We start from the raw sequence: 10,443 nt of genomic DNA, 5'->3' as shown, positions 1-10,443 counted from the left end.
TGGGCGTCGCCCTGAACAACACAACCTCAACATGCAAGATCAGTCCGCCCCAGCCCGCCAAACCCGCGCCAGAGCCGCCATCTTCCCGCGAAACCCCAGCCGGTCGTTCGACAGCGCATCGATGAAGTCCGACAGCTTTTGCGACTTCACCATTGTGTAGATCGTCAGCCACGTCGTCAGGATGAACACCACGCCGAACCACAGTGCCTTGCGCCACAACGGCGCATCCGCTTCGGCCAGCAGGTTCATGCCCAGGAACCCCGTCGTGACCGTGCCGATCAGGCCGAACAACGTCACCACCGTCAGCCGCACCACAGTGCTCGCCTGGCGCCGAAGGCTGTCTGCGTCCAGGTACGTGTTCATGTCCGCGATGCGCGCCTTCACCTCGTCGTACAGCGGATCCAGCCCCAGGTGCGTGGCGCACATGTGCGACAGCGCGCGCACCTGCGCCTGCTCGGAAATTTCGTGGAACCAGTAGCGGTGCGTGAAACGCAAGAAGCGCTCGAAGCTCGCACGAATCGCGCGCTTGAACTGCTTCACGCTCGGCGTGCTGCGGATGTCGAGCTTCTTCAATGCCTCGACCAGCTGGTCCGAGAACATCAGCAGCGAAGCTTTCTGGAAGTGCGCAATCAGGAACAACAAAAAGTGCTGGTGCCTGAACTGCGCCAGCACGCCGCGGTCGCGGCAGCAGAAGAACTCCGAATGCGCATCGCCCACCACGATCAGCGCGTGGCCGTTGCACAGGTAGCGCGTGTTCGGCGCCGCGCCCGCGTTGACCCAGAAGCGGTCGTAGCAGTACTTGTGCTCGAAGTCCGCAAGGTGGAGGTCCGCGTAGGGCAGGTGCGCATCGGGCGTGCCCGCACCGGTCACCAGCGCGAGCCGCACGAAGTCGTCGCGCGTCAGGCGGCGCGGGTCGTCCAGCGACAGGTAGGCCATCACCGGCATCCGGTAGTACTCGATCTGCCTGTACCGCAGCACGCCCGGGTCTTCCGAGTGGTCGCTCACCAGCGGCTGCATCAGGAAGGCCCAGTGCGACGAGATGCGCGGCGCGCGGTGCTGCGCCACATGCGACAGAAAACTCTCGCGCTGCTGCGCGTCGGAGCTTGCGAGCACGCGGCCATCGGCGGCCAGCCATTCGACGCTCGCCATGCAATGCAGCGCCGAGCCGTCGGGGTTCCAGCCGGCCGGGTAGGCACGCCCGAAGCGGTAGAGGATGTCTTGCGCCTGCGCAAGGCTCAGGTTGTTGGCGCCGACCTCCAGGTTCAGTAGCACCACGTCGATGTCGAAGAAGAAGTACAGGTCGCAATGAACCACGTCGAGCGTGACGGGCGCATCGCCGGGCTGCGCCACCAGCCGCACCGCCGCGATGTCCTTGCGGCGAAAGATGCGCATCGGCGAATCGCCGTCGGTGCCCGAGGCCGAGTCGTCCTGGCTGTTCCGCGAGCGGCCTTCGCCATAAAGAAAGCGCTGCACGTACGGCAGGAAGCTCACGAACTCGTTGTAGTGCCGCTCATGAAAGCGGCTGCTGTCGCCGGTGTATTCGTCGACCTCTTCGCGCCACGGCGAGGCATCGCCCATCTCGCGCAGCACATGCCAGGGCCCGTGGTGCGAGGGCTTGGCGTCCGGTGCGGGCATGAGCCGCAGCGGCCAGAGCAGTGCCTGCCTGAAATGCTGCACGGTGGGAGCGCCCGGCAGGGGCGTGTCCGCCTCCGTGGGGAGGGTGGCCGCGGGTGGGTTCAGCATCGCGGAAGTGTAGGCAGAAGGTGAGACAAAACGCCCACCTAGGGGAATCCCTAAGTTGGCCTGAAACCGGTTTCATATAAGCTGCAAGCATTGCTTTTGAAGCATGCACGTGGCCATTCGCGGTCGCTCCACCATGAACTACCAGTTTCAATTCGACGCCGTCCTTGCCGCCTGGCCGCTGTTGCTCAAGGGCACCTGGATCACCATCCAGCTCTCGCTCATTGCCACGGTGCTGGGGCTGGTGGTCGCCATTTTTTGCGCCTGGGGCAAGACCTCGGGGCCGGGCTGGCTGCGCTTTCTCGTGAATGCCTACATCGAGGTGATCCGCAACACGCCGTTCCTGGTGCAGCTGTTCTTTTTCTTCTTCGCGCTGCCAGCCATCGGGCTGCGCTGGTCGCCGCAGACGGCCGCGCTGGTGGCCATGGTGGTGAACCTGGGTGCCTACGCCACGGAAATCATCCGCGCGGGCATCGAGTCGATTCCCAAGGGGCAGATCGAAGCGGGCAGGGCGCTGAACCTCAAGCCCTGGGAAATCTTCCGCTTCGTGATCATCAAGCCCGCGCTGAAGGCCATCTACCCGGCGCTGACCAGCCAGTTCATCCTTCTGATGCTCAGCTCGGCCGTGGTGTCGGTCATCTCGGCCGACGACCTGACCTCGGTGGCCGCCAACCTGCAGTCGCAAACCTTCCGCAGCTTCGAGATCTACATCGTGGTGGCCGCCATCTACCTGGCGCTGGCACTGGCCTTCTCGGCCATGTTCAAGCTGATCTACAAGCGCACGCTCAACTACCCGGACCGCCGGTAACCACAGGCCACGGACGGAGCAAGAACCATCATGCGTACCTTCGGTTTTCCCGAGTTTCTTTTCATCCTCGAAGCGGCCCAGTGGACGCTGGCGCTCTCGGCCATCGCCTTCGTCGGCGGTGCCGTCCTGGGGTTGATCATTGCGCTCATGCGCACCTCCGAGTCGACGGCCGCGCGTGCCGCCTCGACCACCTTCATCCAGATCTTCCAGGGCACGCCGCTGCTGCTGCAGCTGTTTCTGATCTTCTTCGGTGCGCCGGTGCTGGGGCTGGACATCAACCCGTGGATTGCCGCGGGCGTGGCGCTCATTTTGAACAGCGCGGCCTTCCTCGGCGAAATCTGGCGTGGCTGCATCGAGGCCATTCCGCGCGGCCAGTGGGAAGCGGCCGAGGCGCTGAGCCTGAAGTACACGGCCCGCATGCGCGACGTGGTGCTGCCGCAGGCCTTCAAGATCGCGCTGGCGCCCACGGTGGGCTACCTGGTGCAGATCATCAAGGGCACGTCGCTCGCGGCCATCATCGGCTTCACCGAGATCACGCGCGCCGGGCAGATCATCAACAACGCCACCTTCCAGCCGCTGATCGTGTTCTCGGTGGTGGCCGCCATCTACTTCGCGATCTGCTGGCCGCTCTCTTTGCTGGCCGCCCGCATGGAGCGCAAGCGCGCCCGCGCGCTGGCACGCTGACCCTTTTCATTTTTCGCTTTTCTTTTTTCTCGTCGCTTCCTTTCTTTATTCAGGAGACACATCCAATGACCGTTACCACCACCCGCCGCGCTGCCATCGCAGCCCTGGGCCTCGGCGCCGCACTTACCGTGTTCGCACCCTTCGCCTCGGCACAGTCCGTGGCCGACATCAAGAAGAAGGGCGAGATCACCATCGGCATGCTGGTCGACTTTCCGCCCTACGGCACCACCGACGCCAAGAACCAGCCCGACGGCTACGACGCCGACGTGGCCAAGCTGCTGGCCAAGGACTGGGGCGTCAAGGCCAACATCGTGCCGGTGACCGGCCCGAACCGCATTCCCTTCCTGCTGACCAACAAGGTCGACGTGCTGGTGGCTTCGCTGGCCATCACGCCCGAGCGTTCGAAGCAGGTTCAGTTCTCGCAGCCCTACGCGGCCGCGACCATCGTGCTGTACGGCGCGAGCAAGACCCCCATCAAGGCGGCAGCCGACCTGAAGGGCCTGCGCGTGGGCGTGGCCCGCGCGTCGACGCAAGACGTGGCCGTGACCAAGGCCGCACCCGAAGGCACCGAAATCCGCCGCTTCGACGACGACGCATCGGCCATGCAGGCGCTCATCTCGGGCCAGGTCGACGCCATCGGCTGCTCGGTCACCGTGGCTGCGCAGATCGCCAAGCGCGTGCCCGCCAACACCTACGAAAACAAGTTCACGCTGGTGCAGCAATCGATGGGCATCGCGATGCGCCCCGGCCAGGAAGAGCTGCACAAGGCGGTGAACGACTTCGTGCAGAAGAACACCGCCAATGGCGAGCTGAACAAGCTCTACCAGAAGTGGCTGCAGGTCGACCTGCCGAAGATGAACTGAGCCCAGCACCGAGTCGACGACGGAACCCCAAAGCATGACGGACGCAGTCACAACCGCCGCCTCCCCCACGGATGCCATCATCCGCATGGAAGCGGTCAACAAGTGGTACGGTGAATTCCAGGTCCTCACGGGCATCGACCTGTCGGTGCGCCAGGGCGAGCGCATCGTGATCTGTGGCCCGTCGGGCTCGGGCAAGTCGACGCTCATCCGCTGCATCAACCGCCTGGAGACGGTGCAGAAGGGCCGCATCGTGGTCGATGGCATCGACCTCACGGCCGGCGGCAAGAACGTGGATGCGGTGCGCGCCGAAGTCGGCATGGTGTTCCAGCAGTTCAACCTGTTCCCGCACCTCACCATTCTGGAGAACTGCACGCTGGCGCCGATGCGCTCGCGCGGCATGACCAAGGCGCAGGCGGAAGAGGTGGCCATGAAGTACCTCACCCGCGTGCGCATCCCGGAGCAGGCCAACAAGTACCCGAGCCAGCTCTCGGGCGGCCAGCAGCAGCGCGTGGCCATTGCGCGCGCGTTGTGCATGGCGCCCAAGATCATGCTGTTCGACGAGCCCACTTCGGCGCTCGACCCCGAGATGGTCAAGGAAGTGCTCGACACCATGATCGGCCTGGCCGAAGACGGCATGACCATGCTGTGCGTGACGCACGAAATGGGCTTTGCCCGCAGCGTGGCCGACCGCGTGATCTTCATGGCCGAAGGCAAGATCGTCGAGCAGGCGCCGCCGGAGGAATTCTTCGGCAACCCCAAGGACGAGCGCACGCGCCAGTTCCTTGGCCAGATCCTCAGCTCGCACCAAGGCCACTGATGTCCTTCGAGCTGCTGATTTCCCTGTCGTCCTTCGGCGCGGCCGAGGTGGGGCGGCACGGCCAGCTCTGGTGTTCGCAGCTGGCCCGCGCGGCCGGTGCCGATTCGGTGGAAGTGCGCGGCGAGATGCTGCGCGACGCCGATGCCGAACTGCCTGCGCTGAACGGCCTTGCATCCGTGTACTCCAGCCCGGAGGGCCTGTGGGCCGAAGGCGGCTGGCTCGACAGCGCCGCGCTCAAGCGCGGCATTGCCGCTGCCACGCGCGTGGGTGCGAAGCGGCTGAAGATGTCCATCGGTGACTTCCAGGCTTCATCGCATGGTTCGCTGTGGGGCTTGAAGGTCGAGCTGTCGCAGACACGCGTCGAACTGGTGATCGAGAACGACCAGACCGTGCGCGCCGGCACGCTCGCCGCATTGCAGACCTTCTTCGAAGTGGCCGACCGCGCCGGTGTCGAGCTCGGCATGACCTTCGACATGGGCAACTGGCACTGGCTCGGCGAATGCCCGCTGCAGGCCGCGCAGGCGCTCGGCAGCCGCGTGCGCTACGTGCATTGCAAGGGCGCGCAGCGCCTGCCGCACAAGTGGGTGGCAGTGCCGCTGGGCGACTCGGTCGCGCCGTGGCGCGCGGTGCTGCGCGCACTGCCGGCCGACGTGCCGCACGCCATCGAATACCCGCTCGTGGGCGACGACCTGCTGGCCGTCACCCGCGCGCAGATCGACTTCATCCGCGCCGCTCGCGCGTAGAAACGCATTCCATGACAGAACCCACCGCTTTCGATGTCGCCCTGTTCGGCGAAGCCATGATGCTGCTCGTGGCCGACCGGCCGGGCCCGCTGGAAAACGCGCAGGCGTTCCACAAGCGCACCGCCGGCGCCGAGACCAACGTGGCCATCGGCCTGTCGCGCCTCGGCCTGAAGGTGGGCTGGGCCAGCCGCCTGGGCACCGACTCGATGGGCCGCTCGCTCATTGCGACCATGCGCGGCGAGGGCATCGATTGCTCGCACGTGATCTGCGACGCCACGCAACGCACCGGCTTCCAGTTCAAGGGCCGCGTCACCGACGGCAGCGATCCACCCATCGAATACCACCGCAAGGGCTCCGCCGCGAGCCAGATGGGCCCGGCCGACGTCGACGAAGCCTGGCTGCGATCGGCACGCCACCTGCACGCCACCGGCGTGTTCGCCGCCATCTCCGATACCAGCCTGCAGGCTTCGCTGAAGACCATGGACGTGATGCGCGCGGCCGGCCGCACCATCTCGTTCGACACCAACCTGCGGCCCACGCTCTGGTCATCGACCGAGACCATGCGGCACTGGGTCAACGAACTTGCTTCGCGTGCCGACTGGGTGCTGCCCGGCATCGAAGAAGGCCTGCTGCTCACCGGCCATACGCAACCCGAAGACGTGGCGCGCTTCTACCGCGAGCGCGGCGCGAAGCTGGTGGTGGTCAAGCTCGGCGCCGAGGGTGCCTACTACGACAGCGACGTGGCCGGCACAGGCCGCATCGATGGCTTCCCGGTGAAGGAAGTGATCGACACCGTGGGCGCGGGCGACGGCTTCGCGGCCGGCGTGGTCAGCGCCTTGCTCGAAGGCAGGAGCGTGCCCGACGCCGTGCGCCGCGGCGCCTGGATCGGCGCGCGTGCCGTGCAGGTGCTGGGCGACACCGAAGGGCTGCCTACGCGCGCCGAACTCGAAGAAGCGGGGCTCTGAAGACCATGGCGAAGAAGAATGTTCTTGTTTTCCGGCCCCTGCCCGAAGACCAGCTGGCGCGCCTGCAGGCCGCGCATAACGTCACCGTGGCCGATCCGCGCAAGGAGCCTGAGGCCTTTGCCGCCGCGCTTGCCAACGCGAACGGGTTGATCGGTTCGAGCCACACGGTCGATGCCGCGCTGCTCGACGCGGCGCCGCAGTTGCAGGTCATTTCGAGCGTGTCGGTCGGCGTCGACAACTATCCGCTGGCCGAACTGCACAAGCGCGGCATCGTGCTGTGCCACACGCCCGACGTGCTGACTGAAACGGTGGCCGACACCGTGTTCGCGATATTGATGGCCACGCAGCGCCGCGTGGTCGAGCTGTCGAATCTTGTGCGCGAAGGCCGGTGGACGAAAAATATCGGCGAAGAACTCTTCGGCACCGACGTGCATGGCAAGACGCTCGGCATTCTCGGTTTCGGCCGCATCGGCCAGGCCGTGGCGCGCCGCGCCGCGCTGGGCTTCGGCATGCCGGTGCTGTATCACGCACGCCGCCCGGTTGACCTGGCCGCGCAGGCGCCCGAGCTGCAGGGCCGCGCCAGCCACACGCCGCTGGACGACCTGCTCGCCCGCGCGGACATCGTGCTGGCGATGCTGCCGCTGACCGACGCCACGCGCGGCATGATCGACGCCGCCTTCTTCGCCCGCATGAAGCCGGGTGCCGCCTTCATCAATGGTGGCCGCGGCGCCACCGTGAATGAAGACGCGCTGCTGCATGCGCTGGACCACGGCACGCTGCGCGCGGCCGGCCTCGACGTGTTCGCGAAAGAGCCGCTGCCGGTCGATTCGCCCTTGCGCACGCACCCGCGCGTGACGCCGCTGCCGCACATCGGCTCGGCCACGCACGAGACGCGGCATGCCATGGCCGAACTGGCGACGACCAACCTGCTGCAGGTGCTGGCCGGCGAGAAGCCGACCGCGCCGTACGACACGGCTGCCGCATGAGATCGCGCATGTCTTTCTCTCTCCCCCGCAGGGGGAGGGCAGGGGTGGGGGCAAGCGGCGCATCCACTGGGCGCTCTGCCTGCCCCCATCCCAACCTTCCCCCGGGAGGGGAAGGAGCAAGACCATGAAGCCGACCGGCCGCGCCACCATTGCAGACGTCGCCGAGGCCGCCGGTGTTTCCAAAGCCACCGTCTCGCGCTTTCTCAACCACCGCGAGCGGCTGCTGAGCCCCGACATCGCCGCGCGCGTCGAGGTCGCCATCGCGGCGCTGCAGTATTCGCCGAGCCCGATGGCGCAGGCGTTGAGCCATGGCCGCTCGCGGCTCATCGGATTGATCGTGGCCGACATCACCAACCCGTATTCGGTTGCGGTGTTGCGCGGCGCCGAGAAGGCCTGCCAGGACGCGGGCTACCTCGTGATGCTGTTCAACCTCGGCAACGAAAGCGAGCGCGAGCGCGAGGCCATCGACGCGCTGGCGGGCTACCAGGTCGACGGCTTCATTCTCAACACGCTGGGGCGCGGCAGCAACGTGGTCGATGCGGTCACGCTGCACGGCAAGCCCGCGGTGCTGGTCGACCGACGGCACACCGGCATGCACACCGACTTCGTCTCGCTCGACAACCACGCGGCCATGAAAGACACCTGCGGCCACCTTGTCGATGGCGGTTACCGCGAGCTGCTGTACGTCACCGAACCGCAGAAGGGCGTGAGCTCGCGGCGCGAACGTACCGCGGCTTTCGGCGCCTGCGTGGCCGCGCACGAGCCGCGCGTGGCGGGCGAGATATTCGAATGCGTCGAAGGCGGCAGCGATGCGCTCGACGACGCACTGCGCGCCTTGCGCCAGCGTGCCAGGCGCGGCCGCCGCGCGGCGGTGGTGGCCGGCAATGCCGTGGTCACCTTGCGCGTGGCGCAGGCCATGGCACGGCTGGGCTGGCAGTTCGGCAACGACCTGGGCTTCGTCGGCTTCGACGATCCCGAATGGGCCTCGCTGATCGGCCCCGGCCTGAGCACCGTGGCACAGCCCACCGATGCCATCGGCCGCACGGCCGCTACGTGCCTGATCGAACGGCTGCGGGGTCTGGATGCAGCGCCGCGCCAGCTGCTGCTGCCGGGTGAGCTGGTGGTGCGGGGCTCGTCTCAGCCGCTTCAGTAGCCGGCTGCCAGAAGGAGACCGGCCCGTGCATCCAGTCGGCTGCGCGCTCGGCCATCATGATCGTCGGCGCGTTGGTGTTGCCGCCGATCAGCGTCGGCATGACCGAGGCATCGACCACGCGCAGGCCCGCGATGCCGTGCACGCGCAACTGCGCATCGACCACCGCCATTGCATCGACGCCCATCTTGCAGGTGCCCACCGGGTGGTAGATGGTGTCGGCGCGCGAGCGGATGTGCTGCGTGAGCTCTTCGTCGGTGTGGGCGTCGGCCGTGTAGACCTCGCTGTGCCGGTACTTTTCGAGGGCCGGTGCACGCAGGATCTCGCGCGTCTTCTTCACGCCCTGCAGCAGCAGCGCCATGTCTTCCGCATCCGACAGGAAGCGCGGGTCGATGCGCGGCGCCGAGTCGGGGCTGGCATCGACCAGACGCACGTCGCCTCGGCCCTTGGGGCGCAGCACGCACACATGGCATGAGAAGCCGAAGCCCCCATGCAGCTTGCGCGCATGGTCGTCGGTGATCGCGATGACGAAGTGCAACTGCAGGTCGGGTCGGCGCAATTCGGGCGACGACTTGATGAACGCGCCGCCCTCGGCGAATGGCGTGGCAATGAGGCCCGTGCCGCGCTTGCGCCACTCGAGCATCGCCTGCACCAGGTGCACGCCGCCGACCAGGCCGATGCCGAACAGGTCGGTGTCTTTCGATTTGTAGGCCAGGATGAAATCGGTGTGGTCCTGCAGGTTCTGGCCCACGCCCGGCAGCGCGTGCTGCACGGCAATGCCATGGCGGCCCAGCTCGGCCGGGTCGCCGATGCCCGAGAGCATCAGCAACTGCGGCGAGTTGAAGGCGCCGCCGCACAGCGCCACTTCGCGGCGTGCGCGAATGGTCTCGTTGTTGTTGCCGCCGCGCCGCACGGCCACGCCCACGGCGCGCCGGCCTTCGAGCACCACGCGCAGGGCCTGCGTGCCCGTCAGCACCGTGAGGTTGGGGCGCTTGTCCATCACCGGATGCAGGTACGCCGCCGCGGCCGAGCAGCGTTCGCCGTTCTTCGGGCCGCCGTGGAACTGCGTGACCTGGTACAGGCCGGCGCCTTCCTGCTCGGGGCCGTTGAAGTCGTCGTTGCGCGGAATGCCGCACTCCATGGCGGCCCGCACGAAAGCCTCGCTGATGGCGCGCGGGCTTTGCTGTTCCGACACCTGCAGCGGGCCGTCGGCACCGTGCAGGCTGCTCGCGCCGCGCTGGTTGCCTTCGGCGCGCTTGAACCAGGGCAGCACGTCGGCGAACGACCAGCCCGCGCAGCCCGCACGCTCCCAGTCGTCGTAGTCGTCGCGGTGGCCGCGCACGTAGAGCATGGCGTTGATCGCGCTGGAGCCGCCCAGGCAGCGGCCGCGCGGCTGGTAGCCGCGGCGCCCGTTCAGGCCCGGCTGCGGCACCGTCTGGTAGGCGTAGTTGTTGATGGGCGGGCGGCCCGGCAGCATGGCCACCGTGCCCGCCGGCGCGCGCACCAGGATGCCCCGGCCGTCGCCACCGGCCTCGACCAGGCAGACCGTCACGGCCGGGTCTTCGCTGAGCCGCGACGCCAGCGTGGCGCCGCCCGAACCTCCACCCACGATCACGTAGTCGAACTCCATGGCGCGTCTTCCTTCGGTTGTTGTTGCCGGTGCGGCTGCCTGCGTCGTGCCGGGCGA

10 protein-coding genes are annotated in these 10,443 nt (G+C 67.2%); 8 read left to right on the top strand and 2 right to left on the bottom strand.

The window, feature by feature from the left end:
* Positions 1–39 precede the first annotated feature (39 nt).
* On the bottom strand, positions 40–1,743 hold the full coding sequence (locus DBV14_RS00265; RefSeq protein ID WP_124457192.1) for a hypothetical protein: 1,704 nt from the start codon (positions 1,741–1,743) through the stop codon (positions 40–42).
* A gap of 133 nt (positions 1,744–1,876) precedes the next feature.
* On the opposite strand from DBV14_RS00265, the gene DBV14_RS00260 reads away from it, so the two are divergent.
* From DBV14_RS00260 to DBV14_RS00225, 8 genes are all read left to right on the top strand, one after another.
* Positions 1,877–2,548 (top strand): amino acid ABC transporter permease, encoded by a 672-nt coding sequence (locus tag DBV14_RS00260; RefSeq protein WP_124457191.1) that lies wholly within the window; start codon positions 1,877–1,879, stop codon positions 2,546–2,548.
* A gap of 30 nt (positions 2,549–2,578) precedes the next feature.
* Positions 2,579–3,232 (top strand): amino acid ABC transporter permease, encoded by a 654-nt coding sequence (locus tag DBV14_RS00255; protein ID WP_124457190.1) that lies wholly within the window; start codon positions 2,579–2,581, stop codon positions 3,230–3,232.
* A gap of 65 nt (positions 3,233–3,297) precedes the next feature.
* Complete coding sequence (locus DBV14_RS00250) at positions 3,298–4,095, top strand: transporter substrate-binding domain-containing protein (RefSeq protein WP_093237085.1); 798 nt, start codon at positions 3,298–3,300, stop codon at positions 4,093–4,095.
* A gap of 34 nt (positions 4,096–4,129) precedes the next feature.
* Positions 4,130–4,912, top strand: coding sequence for an amino acid ABC transporter ATP-binding protein (locus DBV14_RS00245; RefSeq protein ID WP_124457189.1), 783 nt, complete (start codon positions 4,130–4,132; stop codon positions 4,910–4,912).
* Positions 4,912–5,655 carry a sugar phosphate isomerase/epimerase gene (locus DBV14_RS00240; protein ID WP_124457188.1) on the top strand — a complete coding sequence of 248 codons (744 nt, stop codon included), beginning with the start codon at positions 4,912–4,914 and terminating at the stop codon, positions 5,653–5,655. The genes DBV14_RS00245 and DBV14_RS00240 overlap by 1 nt, the downstream gene beginning before the upstream one ends.
* Positions 5,656–5,666: 11 nt before the next feature.
* Positions 5,667–6,620: a sugar kinase gene (locus DBV14_RS00235; protein WP_124457187.1), complete on the top strand. Its 954-nt coding sequence runs from the start codon at positions 5,667–5,669 to the stop codon at positions 6,618–6,620.
* A gap of 5 nt (positions 6,621–6,625) precedes the next feature.
* Positions 6,626–7,606: a D-glycerate dehydrogenase gene (locus DBV14_RS00230; RefSeq protein WP_124457186.1), complete on the top strand. Its 981-nt coding sequence runs from the start codon at positions 6,626–6,628 to the stop codon at positions 7,604–7,606.
* 124 nt (positions 7,607–7,730) lie between these two features.
* The gene (locus DBV14_RS00225; protein WP_124457185.1) at positions 7,731–8,759 is read left to right on the top strand and encodes a LacI family DNA-binding transcriptional regulator; all 1,029 of its coding nucleotides are present in this window, start codon (positions 7,731–7,733) and stop codon (positions 8,757–8,759) included.
* On the opposite strand, the gene DBV14_RS00220 is transcribed toward DBV14_RS00225, so the two are convergent.
* Positions 8,656–10,386 carry a GMC family oxidoreductase gene (locus tag DBV14_RS00220; RefSeq protein ID WP_124457184.1) on the bottom strand — a complete coding sequence of 577 codons (1,731 nt, stop codon included), beginning with the start codon at positions 10,384–10,386 and terminating at the stop codon, positions 8,656–8,658. The two genes, DBV14_RS00225 and DBV14_RS00220, sit on opposite strands and share 104 nt — an antisense overlap.
* Positions 10,387–10,443: the final 57 nt, after the last annotated feature.

This window comes from Variovorax sp. KBW07 (assembly GCF_003852515.1).
Lineage (GTDB): Bacteria > Pseudomonadota > Gammaproteobacteria > Burkholderiales > Burkholderiaceae_C > Variovorax.
The sequence above is the reverse complement of the archived record's forward strand: the minus strand, read 5'-3'. Positions and strand labels throughout refer to the sequence as shown.

Excerpts from the sequence above, each read along its gene's own strand:
- DBV14_RS00250 (WP_093237085.1), top strand. The coding sequence starts at position 3,298 with ATGACCGTTACCACCACCCGCCGCGCTGCCATCGCAGCCCTGGGCCTC.
- DBV14_RS00245 (WP_124457189.1), top strand. The coding sequence starts at position 4,130 with ATGACGGACGCAGTCACAACCGCCGCCTCCCCCACGGATGCCATCATC.
- DBV14_RS00235 (WP_124457187.1), top strand. The coding sequence starts at position 5,667 with ATGACAGAACCCACCGCTTTCGATGTCGCCCTGTTCGGCGAAGCCATG.
- DBV14_RS00260 (WP_124457191.1), top strand. The coding sequence starts at position 1,877 with ATGAACTACCAGTTTCAATTCGACGCCGTCCTTGCCGCCTGGCCGCTG.
- DBV14_RS00225 (WP_124457185.1), top strand. The coding sequence starts at position 7,731 with ATGAAGCCGACCGGCCGCGCCACCATTGCAGACGTCGCCGAGGCCGCC.
- DBV14_RS00230 (WP_124457186.1), top strand. The coding sequence starts at position 6,626 with ATGGCGAAGAAGAATGTTCTTGTTTTCCGGCCCCTGCCCGAAGACCAG.
- DBV14_RS00240 (WP_124457188.1), top strand. The coding sequence starts at position 4,912 with ATGTCCTTCGAGCTGCTGATTTCCCTGTCGTCCTTCGGCGCGGCCGAG.
- DBV14_RS00265 (WP_124457192.1), bottom strand. The coding sequence starts at position 1,743 with ATGCTGAACCCACCCGCGGCCACCCTCCCCACGGAGGCGGACACGCCC.
- DBV14_RS00255 (WP_124457190.1), top strand. The coding sequence starts at position 2,579 with ATGCGTACCTTCGGTTTTCCCGAGTTTCTTTTCATCCTCGAAGCGGCC.
- DBV14_RS00220 (WP_124457184.1), bottom strand. The coding sequence starts at position 10,386 with ATGGAGTTCGACTACGTGATCGTGGGTGGAGGTTCGGGCGGCGCCACG.